Here is a 21,109-nt window from a genome sequence, read left to right on the forward strand (position 1 = left end):
GCCCGCCTACACGCCCGCCGGTCCCGTCATGCCGGCCCCTTGCAGTCCGCCGAGTCGGCGACGGCCTTCGCGTAGGCGAGCAGCAGGTCCTCGGCCGCGTCCGCGTTCGAGAACTCCGCGTTGTAGACGAGGACTCGGACGAAAAGCTGGTTCAGATCGGGATGGTCCTTGGCAGCCACCGGGCACGGGACGCGGCGCACGCCGCCCTTTCCGGACCACATGTACGTCCCGTCCGCGCTGGTGTGCTCATCGAGGTCGATGTACGGGTTGATGTGCACCGCTTCCCGCACGGACGAGTCCGACCGCCATTCGGAGATGGCGCTGAACACCGTGGTGCCGTCGACCACGACACGGCAGTGCGTGCCCCCCACCTCGCGTGACGACGCATGCATCTTGAGGGTCGTGCCGCTCCTCGGCAGTACCGCGTCGACCGCGGCGGCGGGAACGGCGGTGCCGCAGAGGTCGACGGCACGGTGAAGGACCGCTTGTCTTCCTCTTGTTGTGAACAGGCGGTGAGTGCCTGCGCGAGGTGGGCGGCCACCGCGAGAGCGGCGAGCCGCCGCCACGCCCTCTGCCGCCGCGGCGCCGAGGCCGGGGCGTCCTCCACCCGCGAGGTGGCCGTGTGCGTGCCGCTAAGTGTCATGCGGCGGGAACCTCCGTACTGAGGTGGCCGGTCAAGGCGTTGGCGGCGGGGTCGTGGAAAGCGGTGGAAGCCGCCGAGGGTGACCGCACGGGTCACGGCTCGCACCGCACGGTCACGGCCCGGGCCGCCGACACCGCCCGCACCGCCCATGGCGTCCCACCGCCCGCGGCGCACCCGGTGACGCCCGCACCGCCCACGCCGCCCGCGGCGAACAGAACGGCACGGCGGCCCCTGGCCGGTCGGGTACCGGTCCCGGCCCGTGCCGGCCTGCGCGCGTTCTCCGGCCCGGCCGTCAGCCGCCGTTGGTGGACGGTGACGGTACCGGAGTCTCCGCCGACCAGAACGGGGACTTGATGTACGGCAGCCCCTTGGCCTCGGGGGAGTTCGGGTCGAGCTCCTTCCGAGGGGGCTCGGTGACCTTGGACTCCGTCACGCAGGGCGACGAGGCGCTGAAGAAGGCCTGCCCCTCGGCGCCGATCTTGACCGTCACCTGGAAGCCCTCCGGAGTCCGAGCGAAGATCGCCGGCCGTTCCCTGCTGGGGCGCACGGTGGTGATCTCGTAGCCCTTCTTCTTCCAGTGACGCTCGACGACGCCCATGAAACTGCCGCGCCGCTCCGCGGAGATCACGGTCATGACGTGCCGGCGACGAATGACCTGACCGGTCCCCGTACTGTCGTTCTTGAAGTCGGTGCAGAGAGGGTCGCCCGACGGTCCCCGCTGTGTCTCCACCTTGGGTTCGATCGCGGTGAAGGTGTCGTCCAGGATCTGTTCCGCCAGGTCGCCCGCCTGCTGCATGTTCACGTTCTGCGCCTTTCCCTTCGGGCCGGTCCCGTCTTCGCCGATCAGGCCGCAGCCGGACACGGTGAGTACGGCGAGGACCACGGCCAGAGTTCGGTGTTTCATCGGTGCTTCTCCGGGGTGACGTCTTCGGGGTGGCCCGCGACGACCGCGGCGATGTTCTCGGCCGACACGCGATCCTTTTCGGGGTTGAAGTAATTGGAGTGCGCGGGGGTGGCGCCCTCACCCCCGACGACCGGGCGCGGTCCATCGTCCACCATGAAACGGTTGGCGCCAAAGGCCTCGCTGGCCGGGTCCTTGCCGAACCAGATGTCGTCATCCCCCTGGTCGGCGATGTCCCCGGCCAGGTACGACAACAGGGGGCCACCCCCTATGAAGGCGCCCGCGGCGGCGACCTCCTTCTTCGAGGGCAGCATCGTCACGGGGTCGTTCTCGGCCGCGCCCACGAACACGTGCTCCTTGCCGACGCCCAGGTCCTCCGCCTTGTCGACTCCGACTCCGGGGCTGCCGAGCAGCACGATGTCGTCCGCCCCCGGAATGCCACCGGACTCCTGCGTGGCGGCGCCCACGAGCCGGGATCCGTAGGAATGCCCGATGGCCGTCATGTGCGGGTCGTCGTGATCATTGGTGGCGGCCAGGCCGCTCATGAACGAGTTGTAGGCGGGAGCGCCCTTCTCGGCCCGCTCGGGGGACATCACCTCGGTGTTGGAGAGCAGCGTTTCGGCGTCCACCCCACCGAGCTGCGGAGGGTCGTAGCCCAGCCACACGATGGCGGCGCTGGAGGAATCGTTGTCCCTCGACAGGACGGCGGTGTCGTGTGCCCGCTTGACGTCGTTCTTTGCGAAGTCGGAGTCCAGCGCGGTGCCGAGGCCGGGTACGTAGGCGGCGACGTTCTTCGAGGTGTCGGGGTTGCCGAAGGCCACGGCGGCACGGCCGGTGCCCTCGTCGCCGATGCTGAGCAGGTACATCGGCGGCTCCTTCGGGTCCTTCAGCTGTGCCGCCGCGTTCAGCTCCAGCTGGTTCCGGATCTCCTTCAGCCCGCCGAGCCGTGCCTCCGCCGTCTCGCCCTCCTTGCCCTCGAACTTGGCGATCAGCAGGTCGAGGTTCTCCCGGTTGGCCTCGTCGCGCACCACCGCGGGGATGCCGTCGAGGTTGCCGAGGACGTCGGGGTAGCTCGCGAGGAACTCCTGGCGCTGCTCGTCGCTCAGCTTGTCCCACCACTCCTTGCGCTCGGCGGGCGACTTGTCGAGCGGGATCTCCCGCTTCATGAACTCGTGCGACGCGTCGCGCACGGCGTCCATGTCCGCCGCGGCGTCGGCCCAGGTCTTGGCGTCGACGGTGAGGCCCTCCGCCGCCTTGAGCTTGCTCAGCACCTGCTGGTAGCGGCCGTCCATCTCGCGGGCGTCGCGCACCGCCATGGATATGCGGTCGGCGATGTCCTGGGCCTTGGCGTGGTGCGGATTGGGGTTGATCAGCCCGCCGTTGGCGGGCCCCTGCAGGCGGAGGTTCCCCGAACCGTACATGCCGGGCGTGTACAGCCCGTTGTTGCCGACGGCCTTGCCGCCCGGGATCGGCTGGTCGGTCAGCTGGTTCTTGCCGCCGGCCGGGTAATCGACACTGCCGTCCTCATTGACGGTGTACGAGTTGGCCGCCGCGTCGGCGAGGGCCTCCTTCAGCCGTCGCTGCGGCGAGGCGAGCTCGGTGGAGAGCCCGGTGACGGCCGTACGGATCAGACCGCACTCGGTCTTGATGTACTCGTAGTTGCTGCTCAGGCGCTTGAACCGGCCCACGGCGGCCTTGGCGGACTCGCTCTCCTGCGTCTTCGACAGCGCACCGGCCATGTCGCCGTCGACCCGGGTCTGTGCCGCGTCGGCGTGCCGGGACGCCGCTCCCCAGCTGTCGGCGGCGTCGTCGAGTTCCGTCAGCTTCAGGTCACGCAACTGCTGCCACGTCAGCGCGGAGGTCACTTGGGCTCACCGCCCTTGGTCTTCACACTGTCCGCCTTCGCACCGGTCGCGGTGTCCACCCCACCGAGGTCCTTCGGCACCTTCCGCAGCGCGGGCTCCAGCGCGTTGCACTCGTCGCCCACCGCCTTGAGCCGCTGTTCCCACGACGTCAGGACGCTTTTCAGCTCGGCGAGACTGGCGAGCCCCTCAAGACCGCCCGCCATGCCCGCGTGTCCCGTCGTCAGGATGGTCTTCGAGGTGCCCGTGCTGACACCCAGCTCGTGAGCCGTCGAGGCGGCGCGGTTCCACGGCGCCGCGGAGTGCTTCAGCCCCGTGCCGTCGGCAGCCGTACCGCCACCCCCCTGGTCGGCAGGACGCTGGTTGAGCTGCATCTGCGCCGAGTGGCGCTCCGCAGCCGAGGCCTTCAGCTGGTCCCATTCGTCCCAAGCCATCCGTGTCTCTTCCCCGTTCGGTGTTCAGCCCGCCTGGCAGCGCGACCCGCGGGCAGCTCCCTGTGGTCACGGCCGTGAGCCACATCCTAGAAGTCGATGACATGTACGCGGCAAGGTGGGCGAGGGTCGAGCCCTCGCCCACCACGTCACTCCACGTCGCCCAGCCACCCCGTCTGCACCAGCGGATTCCCCCGCTGACGCGACACGAAGACGCCCCGGCCCGCCGGCATCGGCCGCATCCGCACGCCGCCGAGCACATCGCCTTCCTGCGGGTCACCGGACAGGAGGACGCCCTGTGCGCCGAGCTCCATCATCCGCTGCATGAACGGCTCGTACGAGGCCCTGCTCGCGCCGGCCGCGCTGCGGGCGATGATGAAGCGGACGCCCACGTCACGCGCGAACGGCAGGTGCTCCGTGAGCTTGGCCAGCGGGTTGCCGCTCGACGTGGACACCAGGTCGTAGTCGTCGACCACCACGTACACCGACGGGCCGCGCCACCAGCTGCGGTCCCGCAACTGCTGGGCCGTGACGTCGGCGGAGGGGGTGCGGCGCTGCATCAGGTCGGCGAGCGCGTCCACATGGTGGTCCATGTTGTTGGACATGGGGACGTACTCCGCCAGGTGCGTGGACGGCGTCACGTCCAGCAGCGCACGCCGGTTGTCGATCACGAAGAACTTCGCGGAGTCCCCGTCGTACCGCTCGCACACCTGCTTGATGAGCAGCCGCAGCAGGTTCGACTTGCCCGACTCGCTCTCACCGAACACCAGGAAGAACGGGTCGCGGTCGAAGTTGACGAAGACCGGCTCCAGGTTGTTCTCGTCGATCGCGAAGGCGACACCGCGCTTCGGCTCCACGTACCCCGCCGGCAGGTTCCCCGCCGGCAGCTCGCGGGGCAGCAGACGCACCTTCGGGGCGGCCGGGCCCGTCCAGTGGCGGCCGACCTCCCGCACCATCGCGGCCGTGGCCTCGGCCAGGTCGCTGTCGGAATTGATGCCGTCGATACGCGGTACGGCAGCCATGAAGTGCAGCTTCTCGGGAATCAGACCGCGGCCCGGTACGCCACTGGGAACGTTGACGGCGATCTTGCGGTCCACCTCCGAGTCCATGGTGTCGCCCAGCCGCAGCTCCAGCCGGTTCATCAGGTGGTCCTTGATGTTGGAGCGCACCTCCATCGAACGCGACGCCGTCAGGATCACGTGGATGCCGTAACCGAGGCCGCGCGCCGCCATGTCGAGGACCGCCGGTTCGAGACCCTCGTAATCCGTGCGGAAGTTGCCCCAGCCGTCGATGACGAGGAAGACGTCACCCCAGGGCTGGTCCGTCACCGAGATCTCGCCGCGGGCACGGAGCCTGCGGTACGTGGCGATGGAGTCGACACCGCTGCTGCGGAAGTACTCCTCGCGCCGCGACAGGATGCCGTACACCTCGGCGACCGTACGCCGCACCTTCTCCGGGTCGAGGCGTGACGCCACCCCGCCCACGTGCGGCAGATCCGCGATCGACGACAGGCCGCCACCACCGAAGTCGAGGCCGTAGAACTGGACCTCCTGCGGTGTGTGGGTCAGCGCGAACCCCGCGACGAGGGTGCGCAGCAACGTCGACTTGCCGGACTGCGGGCCACCGATGATCTGCATATGGCCGGCCGCACCCGAGAAGTCCCGGTACAGCACGTCCCGGCGCTGCTCGAAGGGCTTGTCCACCACGCCGAGAGGGACGATGAGCCGAGCCGCGCCCTCGTACCCCGGCTGTGTCAGGCCGCGGCCCTCCACGCCCGCGAGGCCGGGCAGGATCTCGTCCAGCGGCGGCGGGTTGTCCAGCGGCGGCAGCCACACCTGGTGGGCCTCCGCGCCGCGGCCCTCCAGCCGCCGCACGATGACGTCGAGCACGGAATCGGCGAGCGCGTCGTCCTCCGCGCCCCGCGCGTCGGGGACACGCGCCTGCGCGGCCCGCTCGACGTACCGGACGGGGACCGGCGCGGCCGTGAACGGCACCGGCCTGCGGTCGACCGGCAGGGGCCCGCCGGAAAGGGACGCCTGCTGGTTGGAGCGGTACACACCGGAGACGTACGCCGCCTTGAAGCGGACCATCTCGTCCGTGCCGTACTTGAGGTATCCGGAGCCGGGGACGTTCGGCAGAGAGTAGGCGTCGGGGACACCGATCGCCGCACGGGACTCGGCGGCCGAGAAGGTCCGCAGACCGATGCGGTACGACAGGTACGTCTCCAGGCCGCGCAGCCGGCCCTCCTCCAGACGCTGCGACGCCAGCAGCAGATGGACACCGAGCGAACGCCCGATACGGCCGATCTGCACGAACATCTCGATGAAGTCCGGCATGGCGGTGAGGAGCTCGCTGAACTCGTCGATCACCAGGACGAGCGACGGGATCGGCTGCAGCGGCGCGCCCGCCGCGCGGGCCTTCTCGTAGTCGTGGATGTTGGCGTAGTTGCCCGCGTCGCGCAGCATCTCCTGCCGCCGGTTGAGCTCACCGCGGATGGAGTCGCCCATGCGGTCCACCAGCGTCAGGTCGTCCGCGAGGTTGGTGATCACTGCGGCGACGTGCGGCATCTGGGACATGCCCGCGAAGGTGGCGCCGCCCTTGAAGTCCGCGAGGACGAAGTTCAGGGTCTCGGAGGAGTGCGTGACCGCGAGGCCCAGCACCAGCGTGCGGAGAAGCTCGGACTTGCCGGAACCGGTGGCGCCGACACACAGACCGTGCGGGCCCATGCCCTCCTGCGCGGCCTCCTTGAGGTCCAGCATCACCGGAGAGCCGTCCTCGCCGACACCGATCGGCACCCGCAGCCGCTCCGACTGCGACCGCGGCCGCCAGGTGCGGCTGACGTCGACCGATGCGGCGTCACCGAGGTTCAGCAGGTCGGTGAACTCCAGGTTGGCCAGCAGCGGTTCGTCGTCGTCCGAGCCCGACGCGATACGCAGCGGGGCGAGTTGACGGGCGAGCGCCTCGGCGGCCTCGACACCCAGACGGTCGGGGACCCCGTCGTACACCAGGCCGTGGCCGGACTCGAGCTGGAGGGAGTCGGGGTGCACGATCACGGACAGGGCGCCACGGGCGCCCGTCATCTCCCCCGGGACCACCTCGATGATCGTCACGCCCTGCACGCCCTCCGGGGCGGCCAGCGCCGACGCCTGGGGGACCGACTGGCCGTCGAGCACGACGACGATGTGCGGCTGGTCCAGGAGCGGTTGACCGCCGCCGTGGAAGCGGGGGCGCCCCTCCAGGCGCGCGGCCAGCATGTCCTGCAGGTCCCGCGAGTCGGTCGTGATCAGGCGCCGGCTGCCCGCGCCGTCACCGGGACCCGGTGCCTGGACGTGCGGAAGCCACTTGGCCCACTCCCAGTGCGGTGCCGCGGCGGAATCCGCGGCCACGGCGACGACCAGGTCCTCGGGGGAGTGCAGCGCGGCGAGAGAACCGACCATCGCCCGCGCCGAGGAGCGGACGGAGTCGGGGTCCCCGCTCACGGTCACGTGGTAGAAGGCGCGCAGCGACACGGCCATCGGCAGGCCCTCGAGCATGCCGTGGGCCGAGAGGAACTGCTGCATGGCCCCGGCGGTGAGCGGCTCCAGCTCGTCGACCGGGGCGGTCTCGGGGGCTATGAGCGGTGTGGCGAGCTGCTGGCTGCCCAGGCCGATGCGTACCTGTCCGAAGTCGTCGTCGCCCATGCGCCGTTCCCAGACCCGGCTGCCCTCGGCGACCAGCGCCCACAACTGCTCGGGGGACGGGTGGAGGTAGAACTGCGCGTCGCGCTGCAGACGCGCGGTCCTCAGCACCGAACGCCTCGTCTGAGTCAGGTACTTGAGGTAGTCGCGCCGCAGGTCGGCGAGCTGCCCCTGGGTGCCGCGCCGGTAACGCACCATCATCGCGACGGCCATGGCGACGGTGGACGCGATCATCACCATGCCCATGATGCGCATGACGGGGTTCGGGGTCATGAAGAAGAAGACGACCGAGCCGGCCATGCCGAGCGTCGGCAACAGCTGCATCAGCATGCCCTCCTGCTGCCCCCTCGGCAGCTCGGGCGGCGGTTGCAGCTGCACCGGATCACCCGGTACCTCGGAGGGCAGGGCCCGTGGTGGGCGCTTGACGACGATCTGACTCACAGCTCACCAATTCCCTTGCCGGACGGAAATGTTCCTATCGGCGCCCCCGTGGCGACGGGCTCCATCCGCGCTGGGGATCCTACTGGCGGAGGGGGTGACGGGTGGGCGGTAGGGTGGCGCGACGTGTTGGCGCGTGCATGAACCAACGCAAATTAAGGGTCACTCGACCGCGCCAGGCCGACGACCCACGAACACCACGAGGGGAAGCAGCAGGTGAGTATGACGGCCTCAGCCGCGGCCACCGGAACCGGTCACCCGGCTCCCGCGACTGCGTCCAGCGGCGGAACGGGCTTCTGCCGTGTCACTGTCGTCGCACCGGATGGCCGTGTCGACGTCGCACTGCCCGAGGACATCCCCGTCGCCGACCTCTACCCGGAGGTCCTCCGGCTGTCCGGCCAGAGCCCCGCTCCCGGTGCCCCGGTCGGCTATCACCTGGTACGCCGCGACGGCACCGTCCTCGACAGCGCGCGCTCCCTCGCGGCCCAGCGCATCCTCGACGGCGAACTGCTGTCCCTGCGGCCCTTCGCCGAATCGCTGCCCCCCGCCGTCTTCGACGACGTCTCCGACGCCGTCGCCTCCGCGGTCGCCCGCGACCGCACCCTGTGGACCGACGACCTGATGCGGGGCGCCGGCCTCTTCGGCGGCTCGGTCCTGCTCGTCCTGCTCGCCTTCGTCCTGTGGTCGTCCGACCCGCGGCACGACATGCACGGCCTGCCCGGCATCCTGGCCGCGGTCGGCGGTGTGCTGCTGCTCGCGCTGGCGGGCGTGCGCGCACGGGTGTACGACGACCGGGGTTCCTCCGTGGCGCTGGGCATCGGCGCCATGGCGAACGCCGCCGTCGCCGGCGCCGGGCTGCTGCCGCCGGCCGCCGGGCAGGGCAACGGCAAGCTGCAGTTCCTGCTCGCCTGCGCCGCCGTCCTCGTCGTCTCCGTCGTCCTCACGCTGGTCGCGCCCAGCGGGGACGGCCCCTTCGTCGCGTTCGTCTTCGCGGCGGGCACCGGCGTCCTCGTGACCTTCGCCGCGATCCTCACCACCATGACCCCGGCCGAGACGGCCGCCGTCTGCGCACCGCTCGGCGTGGGCGCCCTGGCCTTCCTCCCCGGCCTCTCCACCCGCTTCGCCCGGCTCCCCATCGGCTTCGAGCCGCCCCGCACCTCGGTCGGCGGCTACGGAGACGGTCCCGAGCCCGCCGGGCCGGTGGACGCCCGGCGCATCGCCGCCCAGGTCCGCCGGGGCCACGAGCTGCTGGTCGGCCTCGTCGGCGGCTGCGCGCTCGTGGCGGTGGGCTCCGCCGCGGTGCTCGGGTTCTCCGACGACGTGTACGCACAGTTGCTCGCCCTCGCCACCGGTGTCGCCATGCTGATGCGCGCCCACCTCTTCCGCTACACCGCCCAGGTCGGCTGCGCCCTCGCCGCCGGTCTCGGCGCCCTCGTCCTGCTGGGGCTCGGGCTCTGCCTCAACCCGCCCGCGGAGCTGTGGCGCGACGCCACGGCACTCGACATCCGTACGGTGTGGCTCGCCGCCGCGGTCGCGGGCGTCGCGGCACTGATCACCGCCATCGGCCTGATCGTGCCGCGCAAGGGCGTCACCCCCTTCTGGGGGCGTTTCCTGGAGATCGCGGAGACCTTCGTACTCTTGACACTGCTCCCTCTGTGCCTCGCCGTCTTCGACGTCTACCACTCCATCCGGGCCATGACGTCCTGAGCGGGCTGGTACGCTGTGTAACGGCCGTTTGTGTACGCGCCTCCGGATCATCTGGAAGCAGCGCTCATCGGACCTTCGCCTCCGAGTCACGGAAGCTCCCCTGAGACCAAGACCAGGGGCACTCGCGGGCGCATCGAACACCAAGAGGAGTACCGAGTGTCTCTCGACGCCGCTACGAAGAAGCAGATCATGGCCGAGTTCGGCACCAAGGAGGGCGACACCGGCTCCCCCGAGGTTCAGGTCGCCATGCTCTCCCGCCGCATCTCGGACCTGACCGAGCACCTCAAGACCCACAAGCACGACCACCACTCCCGCCGTGGTCTGCTGATCCTGGTCGGCCAGCGTCGCCGCCTGCTGCAGTACCTGGCCAAGAAGGACATCCAGCGCTTCCGCGCGCTGGTCGACCGCCTCGGCATCCGCCGCGGTGCGGCCGGCGGCGCCAAGTAAGACGCCGTGAAGGGAGCGGTTCCCACGATCAGGGGGCCGCTCCCTTTGCTGTACATGCGGAGTGTCGCCTCCCCTTTGTAGGCTGGCTTACACAACGCAACAACGGAAAAGCGACAATCGCATAGGGAGAGGTGCCCGGCGCCGTCGCCGGTCCTCGGTAGTGGCCCCCGGGAGAGATCACCCCGGGCGCTTCGATCGAAGACCGGCCCCGCACACACGGTGCACTTCTCCGCCCGTCCCCTCGCCACACGGGCGCAAGGGACGCAAAGACGACAAGCAACGGAGAATTCGCTTTGGTGGAGAACGAGACCCACTACGCCGAGGCCGTCATCGACAACGGCTCCTTCGGCACCCGCACCATCCGCTTCGAGACGGGCCGCCTGGCCAAGCAGGCCGCCGGCTCCGCCGTGGCGTACCTGGACGACGACACCATGGTGCTGTCGGCCACCACCGCTTCCAAGAAGCCCAAGGACCAGCTCGACTTCTTCCCCCTGACGGTGGACGTCGAGGAGCGGATGTACGCGGCCGGCAAGATCCCCGGCTCCTTCTTCCGCCGTGAGGGCCGTCCCTCCGAGGACGCCGTCCTCACCTGCCGCCTGATCGACCGGCCGCTGCGCCCCTCCTTCAAGAAGGGCCTGCGCAACGAGATCCAGATCGTCGAGACGATCATGGCGCTCAACCCCGACCACCTGTACGACGTGGTCGCGATCAACGCCGCCTCCTGCTCCACGCAGCTGGCCGGCCTGCCCTTCTCCGGCCCGATCGGCGGCACCCGTGTCGCCCTGATCAACGGCCAGTGGGTCGCGTTCCCGACGCACACCGAGCTCGAGGACGCCGTCTTCGACATGGTCGTCGCCGGTCGCGTCCTGGAGGACGGCGACGTCGCGATCATGATGGTCGAGGCCGAGGCCACCGAGAAGACCATCCAGCTCGTCAAGGACGGCGCCGAGGCCCCCACCGAGGAGGTCGTCGCCGCCGGTCTCGAGGCCGCGAAGCCCTTCATCAAGGTCCTCTGCAAGGCCCAGTCGGACCTCGCCGCCAAGGCCGCCAAGCCGGTCGGCGAGTTCCCGGTGTTCCTCGACTACCAGGACGACGTCCTGGAGGCGCTGACCGCCGCGGTGAAGAACGAGCTCTCCCAGGCGCTCACCATCGCCGGCAAGCAGGAGCGCGAGACCGAGCTGGACCGCGTCAAGGAGATCGCCGCCGAGAAGCTGCTCCCGCAGTTCGAGGGCCGCGAGAAGGAGATCTCCGCCGCGTACCGCGCGCTGACCAAGAAGCTGGTCCGCGAGCGCGTCATCAAGGACAAGGTCCGCATCGACGGCCGTGGCCTGACGGACATCCGTACGCTCGCCGCCGAGGTCGAGGCCATCCCGCGCGTGCACGGCTCCGCCCTGTTCGAGCGTGGCGAGACCCAGATCCTGGGCGTCACCACCCTCAACATGCTCCGCATGGAGCAGCAGCTGGACACCCTCTCCCCGGTGACCCGCAAGCGCTACATGCACAACTACAACTTCCCGCCGTACTCCGTCGGTGAGACCGGCCGCGTGGGCTCGCCCAAGCGCCGCGAGATCGGCCACGGCGCGCTCGCCGAGCGCGCCATCGTGCCGGTGCTGCCGACGCGCGAGGAGTTCCCGTACGCGATCCGCCAGGTGTCCGAGGCCCTCGGCTCCAACGGCTCGACGTCCATGGGCTCGGTCTGCGCCTCCACCATGTCGCTGCTGAACGCCGGTGTGCCGCTCAAGGCCCCCGTCGCCGGTATCGCCATGGGCCTGATCTCCGAGGAGGTCGACGGCAAGACGCACTACGTCGCGCTCACCGACATCCTCGGCGCGGAGGACGCCTTCGGCGACATGGACTTCAAGGTCGCCGGTACGAAGGACTTCGTCACCGCCCTCCAGCTCGACACCAAGCTGGACGGCATCCCGGCCTCCGTCCTGGCCGCGGCCCTCAAGCAGGCCCGCGACGCCCGCCTCCACATCCTCGACGTGATGATGGAAGCGATCGACACGCCGGACGAGATGTCCCCGAACGCCCCGCGGATCATCACCGTCAAGATCCCCGTGGACAAGATCGGTGAGGTCATCGGCCCCAAGGGCAAGATGATCAACCAGATCCAGGAGGACACCGGCGCCGAGATCACGATCGAGGACGACGGCACCATCTACATCGGTGCGCAGGTCGGCTCGCAGGCCGAGGCCGCCCGCGCCACGATCAACGGCATCGCCAACCCGACCATGCCGGAGGTCGGCGAGCGCTACCTGGGTACGGTCGTCAAGACCACCACCTTCGGTGCGTTCGTGTCCCTGATGCCCGGCAAGGACGGCCTGCTGCACATCTCGCAGATCCGCAAGCTCGCCGGTGGCAAGCGCGTGGAGAACGTCGAGGACGTGCTCGCCGTCGGCGCCAAGGTCCAGGTCGAGATCGCCGAGATCGACCAGCGCGGCAAGCTCTCCCTGATCCCCGTGATCGCGGACGAGGACGCTGCCGCTGAGGGCGACAAGGACGACACCGACCAGTGACGTCCCGTAGTTCGAAGGCGACGGCCCGCACCTCCTCGGAGGCGCGGGCCGTCGCCCGTACCCAAACGCTTCTCAAGGGCAAGGACGGCATCGGCACCGTCCGCCGCACCACCCTGCCCGGCGGTCTCCGCATCGTCACCGAGACGCTGCCCTCCGTACGCTCCGCCACCTTCGGCATCTGGGCGCACGTCGGCTCCCGCGACGAGACGCCCAGCCTCGGCGGCGCCACGCACTACCTGGAGCACCTCCTCTTCAAGGGCACCCACAAGCGCAGCGCCCTCGACATCTCCTCCGCCATCGACGCGGTCGGCGGCGAGATGAACGCCTTCACGGCGAAGGAGTACACCTGCTACTACGCACGGGTGCTCGACACCGACCTGCCGCTCGCCATCGACGTCGTGTGCGACATGCTCACCGGCTCGCTGATCCTCCAGGAGGACGTCGACGCCGAGCGCGGCGTCATCCTCGAAGAGATCGCGATGACCGAGGACGACCCGGGCGACGTCGTGCACGACCTCTTCGCCAGGACGATGTTCGGCGACACCCCCCTGGGCCGCCCGGTCCTCGGCACCGTCGACACCGTCGAGGGGCTCACGGCGGACCGCATCCGCCGCTTCTACAAGAAGCACTACGACCCCACGCACCTGGTCGTCGCCGCCGCGGGCAACGTCGACCACGCCACGGTCGTACGCCAGGTCCGCCGCGCCTTCGACAAGGCCGGCGCCCTCACCCGTACGGACGCCGTCCCGGTCGCCCCGCGCCACGGCCGGCGCACCATCCGCACGGCGGGCCACGTCGAGGTGCTCAGCCGCCGCACCGAGCAGGCCCACGTCGTCCTCGGCGTGCCGGGCCTCGCCCGCACCGACGACCGCCGCTGGGCCCTGGGCGTACTGAACACCGCCCTCGGCGGCGGTATGTCCTCGCGCCTCTTCCAGGAGGTCCGCGAGAAGCGCGGCCTGGCGTACAGCGTCTACTCCTACACGTCCGGGTTCGCCGACTGCGGCCTCTTCGGCGTGTACGCGGGCTGCCGCCCCAACCAGGTCCACGACGTCCTCAAGATCTGCCGGGACGAGCTGGACCGGGTCGCGCACGAGAGCCTGACCGACGACGAGATCGCGCGGGCGATCGGCCAGCTGAAGGGCTCCACCGTCCTCGGCCTGGAGGACACCGGCGCGCTGATGAACCGCATCGGCAAGAGCGAGCTGTGCTGGGGCGACCAGATGTCGGTCGACGACATGCTCGCCGAGATGGCGGCGGTCACCCCCGATGATGTACGTGAGGTGGCCGCGGAGCTCCTCGGACAGCGCCCGTCGCTGTCGGTGATCGGCCCCCTGAAGGACAAGCAGGCGGACCGCCTCCACGACGCGGTCGCGTAACGCCAATCCTGGACGGAACCGAAGGAAGTACGAGCATGAGCAGCAAGCTGCGGGTCGCGGTCATCGGCGCCAAGGGACGCATCGGCTCCGAAGCCGTACGCGCCGTCGAGGCCGCCGACGACATGGAACTGGTCGCGGCCCTGAGCCGGGGCGACAAGCTGGAGACGCTCGCCGAGAACGGCGCCCAGGTGGCGGTGGAGCTCACCACCCCCGCCTCCGTCATGGGCAACCTCGACTTCTGCGTACGCCACGGCATCCACGCCGTCGTCGGCACGACCGGCTGGACCGAGGAGCGCCTCACCCAGCTCAACGGCTGGCTGGAGGCCTCTCCCGGGACCGGTGTCCTGATCGCGCCGAACTTCTCCATCGGCGCGGTCCTCACCATGAAGTTCGCGCAGATCGCCGCGCCCTACTTCGAGTCGGTCGAGGTCGTGGAGCTCCACCACCCGAACAAGGTGGACGCCCCCTCCGGCACCGCCACCCGCACCGCCCAGCTCATCGCCGCCGCCCGCGCGGAGGCCGGCTGCGCCCCGCAGCCGGACGCCACGACGACGGCCCTGGACGGCGCGCGCGGCGCGAACGTGGACGGGGTTCCGGTCCACGCCGTACGCCTGAGGGGCCTGCTGGCCCACCAGGAGGTGCTGCTCGGCGGCGAGGGCGAGACCCTGACCGTCCGCCACGACTCGCTGCACCACAGCAGCTTCATGCCGGGCATCCTGCTCGGCGCGCGCCGCGTGGTGACGACCCCGGGTCTGACATTCGGCCTGGAACACTTCCTGGACCTGGGCTGATCACCTCATGCGCGCCAAGCTCACCTATTGCGTCACGGCTGCCGTCCTCGTCGTCTACTTCGTCCTGGTCGGCAGCCGGGGCGTGATGCTGATCCAGCAGGGCACCGCGCTCACCGTCACCTTCGGCTGCGCGGTGCTCGTCCTGCCGGTCATCGGCGTCTGGTTCCTGTGGAAGAACACCCAGTTCGTCACCAAGGCCAACCGCCTGGCCGCCGAACTGGAGGCCGAAGGCGGCCTGCCGGTCGACGAGTTGAAGCGCACACCCGGCGGCCGTATCGACCGCGACTCCGCCGACGCCGTCTTCGCCAAGCGGCGTGAGGAGACCGAGGACGCACCGGACGACTGGCGCTGCTGGTTCCGCCTCGCGGTCGCCTACCACGACGCCCGCGACACCCCGCGCGCCCGCAAGGCGATGCAGCGCGCCATCGCCCTCCACGAGGGCCGCCCGACCAGGGTGTGACCGAGGCGGCGACAGGCGGCACATCTACGCCTCCGCGGCCTCTGGACAGCCGGTGCGCCGCCGTCCATGCTCTCCCTACCGACGAGGGGGGAGCCTGTGATGACCCAGCAAGCAGCGCCCGAACGGATGCCCAGCAAGCTCAAGTTCGCCCTGGCCGCCGTATGGTTCCAGGGCCTCATGAACGTACTCGCCGCCGTGCTCATCTTCTCCCTGGTGAGCGACAGAGTGGACCACGGACAGGACGAGGGCGCCGGCGTGCTCCGCGTCATGGCGTACGTGTCGCTGCTGGCGGCCGCGGCCCTCATCGCCGCGGCGGTCCTGGCGCTGCGCCGCCTGAACTGGGTGCGGATCACGGTCATCGTCATCGAGGCGGTCCTGATGGCCAACGCGGTGTTCACGCTGTTCTCCGGCGGGGGCGTGACGGTGATCATCGGTATCCTGCTGGCCGTCGCCGTGGTCACGTCGTTCGCCTCGGCCGAGGGCAAGGCCTGGTTCAGCCGCTGAAACGACCGGGCTCCGGTCCTCGGAGGAGGACCGGAGCCCGGTCGGACGCGAGGGGACGCGGTGCTCTAGGACCGCCCGTACTCCGCGCTCCAGGCCTCGACCGTGTCGGCCGCCCGGTCGAACGCCTCGACCCGGGCCAGGAAGTCCGCGTTGTGGTCGGTGAGCAGCGCCAGCGGCTCACCACCCTTGCGTGCGACGACGAGAGCCTGTCCCTGCACCGTCCGCGGCAGCCCCAGCCAGCGCACGGGCTGCTGCACCGTGCGTACGCCGCGGGCCTGCGCCCACGACAGCGTCGTGGTCCGGAAGAAGGCGACGCGCCGCAGACCGTGCCGGCTCACCCACGTCCCCACCCGGAGCATCCGCAGCGCGGTGACGATCACCAGCGCCGCCAGTCCGAAGCAGACGCCGGCGGCCGGCAGCCCCCCGGCGAAAGCGATGATCATGGTGGCCAGCAGCATGAACGAGGCGAGCAGCAGCGCCATCGCGGCCGCCGCCACCCGCCAGGGCCCCGGGCGATACGGGCGGCGCCACTGATCGTGGTCGTCGAACGGCAGCGCGACGTCGTCGTCGGTGTCGAAACCACGGTCGGCCGTCAGAAAAGGCAGGGGCACGGCTGATCCTCACTCATACGCACGCTCGATGGGGCTGTGCCGGGTGAGGCTACCCAGCGGTCCGACGACCGGCCACCCCAGGGTGGCCGTACGGGGCAGCGCCGGCGTCAGCGCCCGTGGGACGCCTCGGACTGCTGACCGTGCCCGGTGGTGGCGGGCCCCGACTCCATCGCCGGAAGGCCGAAGAGCAGCGACCCGACCAGACCGGCCACGACGGTCAGCCCGATCAGCGTACGGCCGGTCATCTCGGAAATGCTGGGACGCTGCCGAGCCGGGGGAGTGACGTTACTGCGGAAGCGGTCGGCCTCGGCGACGAACGCGAACGGGACTGCCTCACGCCGGCGGAACATGTGAGAACCCTCCTAGGAACCTCGTGGTGGACGCTGCTATGGGGTCAGACGCACGAAGCAGCGATTTGGTGCCCCTTTCGGTGCCCGAATTCAAGGGATTCATGTGCCGTCAGTGCCGGGCCGTAGAGTGGACGCCGCCCGAGCGATGCAAATGGAAGGACCGCGTCGGTGACCGACACCCCCGCCGAAGACCTCAAGCCCAGCTTTCGCAGCGATGTGACCGTCGAGCTGGTCAAGCACAGCGCCGCCGACTCCGACGTCCTGTGGGCGGCCCGCGTCTCCACGGCCGGCGAGCAGTCCCTCGAGGAGCTCACGAAGGACCCCGAGCGCTCCAAGGGTCTGATCAACTACCTGATGCGGGACCGGCACGGCAGCCCCTTCGAGCACAACTCGATGACGTTCTTCATCAGCGCCCCGATCTTCGTCTTCCGTGAGTTCATGCGTCACCGCGTCGGCTGGTCGTACAACGAGGAGTCGGGCCGCTACCGCGAGCTCCAGCCGGTCTTCTACGTCCCGGACGCCTCCCGCAAGCTGGTCCAGGAGGGCCGCCCCGGGAAGTACGTCTTCGTCGAGGGCACCGAGGAGCAGCAGGCTCTCGTCGAGCGCACGATGGAGGCCTCGTACGTCCAGGCGTACGAGGCGTACCAGGAGATGCTCGCCGCCGGCGTCGCCCGCGAGGTCGCCCGCTCGGTGCTCCCGGTCGGCCTCTTCTCCTCCATGTACGCCACGTGCAACGCCCGCTCGCTGATGCACTTCCTCGGCCTGCGCACGCAGCACGAGCTGGCCAGGGTCCCGTCGTTCCCACAGCGTGAGATCGAGATGGTCGGCGAGAAGATGGAGCAGGAGTGGGCGCGGCTGATGCCGCTCACGTACGCCGCCTTCAACGCCAACGGCCGCGTCGCTCCGTAGTCGTCCCAGGTCAGAGCGTGGTACGGATGTACGGATCATCCGCCCGAAGTGTCCGTATTGCGGCGTTTCGGGAAGTTCATCTAGGCTGATCAAACGGACCCGGCACTGCTTGAACCCCCGAGCAGGCAGTGCCGGGCTCCACCTCCCTCACGTCCCCCGAGGGGACCCGGCGGGCAGAGCAGCGAGTAGCGTGTTACCCATGGCTCCGATCTCCACTCCGCAGACCCCCTTCGGGCGGGTCCTCACCGCCATGGTCACGCCCTTCACGGCGGACGGCGCACTCGACCTCGACGGCGCTCAGCGGCTCGCCGCCCACCTGGTCGACGCAGGCAACGACGGCCTCGTCATCAACGGCACCACCGGCGAGTCCCCGACCACCAGCGACGCGGAGAAAGACCAGCTCGTACGAGCGGTCCTGGAGGCGGTGGGCGACCGCGCCCACGTCGTCGCCGGCATCGGCACCAACGACACCCACCACTCGGTCGAGCTCGCCCGCGCCGCCGAGCGCGCCGGCGCACACGGCCTGCTCGCCGTCACCCCGTACTACAACAAGCCCCCGCAAGAGGGCCTCTTCCGCCACTTCACCGCCATCGCGGACGCCACCGGCCTCCCCGTGATGCTGTACGACATCCCCGGCCGCAGCGGCGTCCCGATCGACACCGAGACGATCGTCCGCCTCGCCGCCCACCCGCGGATCGTCGCCAACAAGGACGCCAAGGGCGACCTCGGCCGCGCCAGCTGGGCCATCGCCCGCAGCGGCCTCGCCTGGTACTCCGGCGACGACATGCTCAACCTGCCGCTGCTCTCCGTCGGCGCCTGCGGCTTCGTCTCCGTCGTCGGCCACGTCGTCACCCCGGAGCTCCGCGCCCTCCTCGACGCCCACCTCACCGGTGACGTCCAGAAGGCCACCGAGGTCCACCAGCGACTGCTCCCCGTATTCACGGGCATGTTCCGTACACAGGGCGTCATCACCACCAAGGCCGCCCTCGCCCTCCAGGGCCTCCCCGCCGGGCCCCTGCGCCTGCCGCTGGTGGAGCTCACCCCGGAGGAAACCGCTCAGCTCAAGATCGACCTCGCCGCCGGCGGGGTACAGCTGTAGCCACAGACTTCATAACTGAATACGAACAAGAAACCTGACAACAGCAAGTGCACGAATGTCATGCGCGCCACGTGCCTCACTGGTACGTGGCGCGTGTGGTGAGGAGAGTCTTTTGAGTCATCCGCATCCTGAACTGGGCGCGCCCCCGAAGCTGCCCAAGGGCGGCCTGCGCGTCACCCCGCTCGGCGGTCTCGGCGAGATCGGCCGGAACATGACCGTGTTCGAGTACGACGGCCGCCTGCTGATCGTCGACTGCGGCGTGCTCTTCCCCGAGGAGGAGCAGCCCGGCATCGACCTGATCCTGCCGGACTTCACCAGCATCAAGGACCGCCTCGACGACGTCGAGGGCATCGTCCTCACGCACGGTCACGAGGACCACATCGGCGGCGTCCCCTTCCTGCTCCGGCTGAAGCCCGACATCCCGCTCATCGGCTCGAAGCTGACGCTCGCCCTCATCGAGGCCAAGCTCCAGGAGCACCGGATCCGTCCGTACACCCTGGAGGTCTCGGAGGGCGACCGTGAGCAGCTCGGTCCCTTCGACTGCGAGTTCGTGGCGGTCAACCACTCCATCCCGGACGCGCTGGCCGTCGCCATTCGCACGCCCGCGGGCATGGTGGTGCACACCGGCGACTTCAAGATGGACCAGCTCCCGCTGGACAACCGTCTGACCGACCTGCACGCCTTCGCGCGCCTGAGCGAGGAGGGCATCGACCTCCTCCTCTCGGACTCCACGAACGCGGAGGTCCCGGGCTTCGTCCCACCCGAGCGCGACATCTCGGGCGTCATGCGCTCGGTCTTCGCGGGCGCCCAGAAGCGCATCATCGTGGCCAGCTTCGCCAGCCATGTGCACCGGATCCAGCAGATCCTCGACGCGGCCCACGAGTACGGCAGACGAGTCGCCTTCGTCGGCCGTTCGATGGTCCGGAACATGGGCATCGCCCGTGACCTGGGGTACCTCCGCGTTCCGCCCGGCCTGGTCGTGGACGTCAAGACCCTCGACGACCTCCCGGACCACGAGATCGTGCTGGTCTGCACGGGTTCCCAGGGCGAGCCGATGGCGGCCCTGTCGCGCATGGCCAACCGTGACCACCAGATCCGCATCGTCCAGGGCGACACCGTGATCCTGGCGTCGTCCCTGATCCCGGGCAACGAGAACGCGGTCTACCGCGTGATCAACGGCCTGACCCGCTGGGGCGCCAACGTCGTCCACAAGGGCAACGCCAAGGTCCACGTCTCGGGCCACGCCTCGGCCGGCGAGCTGCTGTACTTCTACAACATCTGCCGGCCGAAGAACCTGATGCCGGTCCACGGCGAATGGCGCCACCTCCGCGCCAACGCCGAGCTCGGCGCCCTGACGGGCGTCCCCAAGGACCGCATCGTCATCGCCGAGGACGGCGTCGTGGTCGACCTCGTCGACGGCAAGGCCAAGATCGTCGGCAAGGTCCAGGCCGGGTACGTGTACGTCGACGGCCTCTCGGTCGGCGATGTCACCGAGGTGCACCTCAAGGACCGCCGCATCCTCGGTGACGAGGGCATCATCTCGGTCTTCGTGGTGGTGGACTCCACGACCGGAAAGGTCGTCGGCGGCCCGCACATCCAGGCCCGCGGCTCGGGCATCGAGGACGGCGCGTTCGACGCGGTCATCCCGAAGGTCCACGACGCCATCGCCAAGTCGGCCGCCGACGGCGTGGCGGAGCCGCACCAGCTCCAGCAGCTGATCCGTCGCACGATCGGCAAGTGGGTCTCGGACACCTACCGCAGGCGCCCGATGATCCTCCCGGTCGTCGTCGAGGTCTGACGCCCCGTCGGCACAGCAGTGGAGCGGGGCGCCTCGATTTGCATCGGGGCGCCCCGCTCCAGTACGTTTACGGCTCCGCCTGATCGGGAACCCGGCACATCTGTGTGCCTCGCAGGGTGCCCAGGAAGAGCGGGGAAATCCGACTCAGAACCTCTGATAAAGTCGGATCAGCCGAAAGGCAAAGGCCCTCCAACGGCCACCGGAAACAGAATCCGAACCGGGAACGGAACGGAAAAAGGATCTGGTAAGGTTGGAAACACGAAATACCGAAGGGAAGCGCCCGGAGGAAAGCCCGAGAGGGTGAGTACAAAGGAAGCGTCCGTTCCTTGAGAACTCAACAGCGTGCCAAAAATCAACGCCAGATTAGTTGATACCCCGTCCATCTTCGGATGGTCGAGGTTCCTTTGAAGAAAACACAGCGAGGACGCTGTGAACCGAGGGGATTATTCCTCCCCTCCGGTTCCGCTCAACGCGAGTGTCACCGGATAACCGGTAAACATTCACGGAGAGTTTGATCCTGGCTCAGGACGAACGCTGGCGGCGTGCTTAACACATGCAAGTCGAACGATGAACCCACTTCGGTGGG

17 protein-coding genes and 1 rRNA gene are annotated in these 21,109 nt (G+C 69.5%); 11 read left to right on the forward strand and 7 right to left on the reverse strand.

Annotation, left to right across the window (positions count from 1 at the left end; all coding sequences use genetic code 11):
- Nucleotides 1–26 precede the first annotated feature (26 nt).
- From ACZ6C1_RS03215 to eccCa, 5 genes are all read right to left on the reverse strand, one after another.
- Nucleotides 27–392: a hypothetical protein gene (locus ACZ6C1_RS03215; protein WP_469237100.1), complete on the reverse strand. Its 366-nt coding sequence runs from the start codon at nucleotides 390–392 to the stop codon at nucleotides 27–29.
- 543 nt (nucleotides 393–935) lie between these two features.
- The gene (locus ACZ6C1_RS03220; RefSeq protein ID WP_469237102.1) at nucleotides 936–1,547 is read right to left on the reverse strand and encodes a hypothetical protein; all 612 of its coding nucleotides are present in this window, start codon (nucleotides 1,545–1,547) and stop codon (nucleotides 936–938) included.
- Complete coding sequence (locus ACZ6C1_RS03225; protein WP_469237104.1) at nucleotides 1,544–3,409, reverse strand: alpha/beta hydrolase; 1,866 nt, start codon at nucleotides 3,407–3,409, stop codon at nucleotides 1,544–1,546. The genes ACZ6C1_RS03220 and ACZ6C1_RS03225 overlap by 4 nt, the downstream gene beginning before the upstream one ends.
- Nucleotides 3,406–3,840: an amino acid ABC transporter permease gene (locus ACZ6C1_RS03230; protein WP_469237106.1), complete on the reverse strand. Its 435-nt coding sequence runs from the start codon at nucleotides 3,838–3,840 to the stop codon at nucleotides 3,406–3,408. The genes ACZ6C1_RS03225 and ACZ6C1_RS03230 overlap by 4 nt, the downstream gene beginning before the upstream one ends.
- Before the next feature lie 146 nt (nucleotides 3,841–3,986).
- Nucleotides 3,987–7,955: a type VII secretion protein EccCa gene (eccCa, locus tag ACZ6C1_RS03235; RefSeq protein WP_469237108.1), complete on the reverse strand. Its 3,969-nt coding sequence runs from the start codon at nucleotides 7,953–7,955 to the stop codon at nucleotides 3,987–3,989.
- 219 nt (nucleotides 7,956–8,174) lie between these two features.
- On the opposite strand from eccCa, the gene eccD reads away from it, so the two are divergent.
- From eccD to ACZ6C1_RS03270, 7 genes are all read left to right on the forward strand, one after another.
- Entirely contained in the window at nucleotides 8,175–9,659 is a 1,485-nt protein-coding gene (gene eccD / locus ACZ6C1_RS03240; RefSeq protein ID WP_469237110.1) for a type VII secretion integral membrane protein EccD, read from the forward strand.
- 156 nt (nucleotides 9,660–9,815) lie between these two features.
- Nucleotides 9,816–10,106: a 30S ribosomal protein S15 gene (gene rpsO / locus ACZ6C1_RS03245; protein ID WP_003958228.1), complete on the forward strand. Its 291-nt coding sequence runs from the start codon at nucleotides 9,816–9,818 to the stop codon at nucleotides 10,104–10,106.
- A 296-nt stretch (nucleotides 10,107–10,402) separates the two neighbouring features.
- Nucleotides 10,403–12,625 (forward strand): polyribonucleotide nucleotidyltransferase, encoded by a 2,223-nt coding sequence (locus ACZ6C1_RS03250; protein ID WP_469237113.1) that lies wholly within the window; start codon nucleotides 10,403–10,405, stop codon nucleotides 12,623–12,625.
- On the forward strand, nucleotides 12,622–14,001 hold the full coding sequence (locus ACZ6C1_RS03255; protein ID WP_469237115.1) for a M16 family metallopeptidase: 1,380 nt from the start codon (nucleotides 12,622–12,624) through the stop codon (nucleotides 13,999–14,001). The genes ACZ6C1_RS03250 and ACZ6C1_RS03255 overlap by 4 nt, the downstream gene beginning before the upstream one ends.
- A 35-nt stretch (nucleotides 14,002–14,036) precedes the next feature.
- The gene (gene dapB, locus ACZ6C1_RS03260; RefSeq protein WP_469237117.1) at nucleotides 14,037–14,792 is read left to right on the forward strand and encodes a 4-hydroxy-tetrahydrodipicolinate reductase; all 756 of its coding nucleotides are present in this window, start codon (nucleotides 14,037–14,039) and stop codon (nucleotides 14,790–14,792) included.
- A 7-nt stretch (nucleotides 14,793–14,799) separates the two neighbouring features.
- A complete protein-coding gene (locus ACZ6C1_RS03265) occupies nucleotides 14,800–15,252 on the forward strand; it encodes a hypothetical protein (RefSeq protein WP_469237118.1) in 453 nt (150 codons plus the stop codon).
- Nucleotides 15,253–15,351: 99 nt separating this feature from the next.
- The gene (locus ACZ6C1_RS03270; RefSeq protein WP_469237121.1) at nucleotides 15,352–15,756 is read left to right on the forward strand and encodes a hypothetical protein; all 405 of its coding nucleotides are present in this window, start codon (nucleotides 15,352–15,354) and stop codon (nucleotides 15,754–15,756) included.
- A 65-nt stretch (nucleotides 15,757–15,821) separates the two neighbouring features.
- Here the strand turns inward: ACZ6C1_RS03270 and ACZ6C1_RS03275 are convergent, their stop codons facing one another.
- Together ACZ6C1_RS03275 and ACZ6C1_RS03280 are read right to left on the reverse strand one after the other, a co-directional pair.
- The gene (locus ACZ6C1_RS03275) at nucleotides 15,822–16,367 is read right to left on the reverse strand and encodes a hypothetical protein (protein WP_469237123.1); all 546 of its coding nucleotides are present in this window, start codon (nucleotides 16,365–16,367) and stop codon (nucleotides 15,822–15,824) included.
- Nucleotides 16,368–16,474: 107 nt separating this feature from the next.
- On the reverse strand, nucleotides 16,475–16,717 hold the full coding sequence (locus tag ACZ6C1_RS03280) for a hypothetical protein (protein WP_469237124.1): 243 nt from the start codon (nucleotides 16,715–16,717) through the stop codon (nucleotides 16,475–16,477).
- Between the two features lie 168 nt (nucleotides 16,718–16,885).
- Here ACZ6C1_RS03280 and thyX point away from each other — a divergent pair, with 168 nt between their 5' ends.
- The 4 genes from thyX to ACZ6C1_RS03300 form a co-directional block, all read left to right on the forward strand.
- Nucleotides 16,886–17,626, forward strand: a complete 741-nt coding sequence (thyX, locus tag ACZ6C1_RS03285; protein ID WP_469237127.1) for an FAD-dependent thymidylate synthase — start codon at nucleotides 16,886–16,888, stop codon at nucleotides 17,624–17,626.
- A 199-nt stretch (nucleotides 17,627–17,825) separates the two neighbouring features.
- Entirely contained in the window at nucleotides 17,826–18,725 is a 900-nt protein-coding gene (gene dapA / locus ACZ6C1_RS03290; RefSeq protein ID WP_469237129.1) for a 4-hydroxy-tetrahydrodipicolinate synthase, read from the forward strand.
- A gap of 112 nt (nucleotides 18,726–18,837) precedes the next feature.
- The gene (locus ACZ6C1_RS03295) at nucleotides 18,838–20,523 is read left to right on the forward strand and encodes a ribonuclease J (RefSeq protein WP_469237130.1); all 1,686 of its coding nucleotides are present in this window, start codon (nucleotides 18,838–18,840) and stop codon (nucleotides 20,521–20,523) included.
- Between the two features lie 499 nt (nucleotides 20,524–21,022).
- Nucleotides 21,023–21,109, forward strand: a 16S ribosomal RNA gene (locus ACZ6C1_RS03300); the annotation flags it as partial.

The sequence above is a fragment of the Streptomyces sp. NPDC041796 genome (genome assembly GCF_055590785.1).

Excerpts from the sequence above, each read along its gene's own strand:
- eccD (WP_469237110.1), top strand. The coding sequence starts at position 8,175 with ATGACGGCCTCAGCCGCGGCCACCGGAACCGGTCACCCGGCTCCCGCG.
- dapB (WP_469237117.1), top strand. The coding sequence starts at position 14,037 with ATGAGCAGCAAGCTGCGGGTCGCGGTCATCGGCGCCAAGGGACGCATC.
- ACZ6C1_RS03230 (WP_469237106.1), bottom strand. The coding sequence starts at position 3,840 with ATGGCTTGGGACGAATGGGACCAGCTGAAGGCCTCGGCTGCGGAGCGC.
- ACZ6C1_RS03280 (WP_469237124.1), bottom strand. The coding sequence starts at position 16,717 with ATGTTCCGCCGGCGTGAGGCAGTCCCGTTCGCGTTCGTCGCCGAGGCC.
- dapA (WP_469237129.1), top strand. The coding sequence starts at position 17,826 with ATGGCTCCGATCTCCACTCCGCAGACCCCCTTCGGGCGGGTCCTCACC.
- ACZ6C1_RS03265 (WP_469237118.1), top strand. The coding sequence starts at position 14,800 with ATGCGCGCCAAGCTCACCTATTGCGTCACGGCTGCCGTCCTCGTCGTC.
- ACZ6C1_RS03220 (WP_469237102.1), bottom strand. The coding sequence starts at position 1,547 with ATGAAACACCGAACTCTGGCCGTGGTCCTCGCCGTACTCACCGTGTCC.
- ACZ6C1_RS03270 (WP_469237121.1), top strand. The coding sequence starts at position 15,352 with ATGACCCAGCAAGCAGCGCCCGAACGGATGCCCAGCAAGCTCAAGTTC.
- ACZ6C1_RS03215 (WP_469237100.1), bottom strand. The coding sequence starts at position 392 with ATGCATGCGTCGTCACGCGAGGTGGGGGGCACGCACTGCCGTGTCGTG.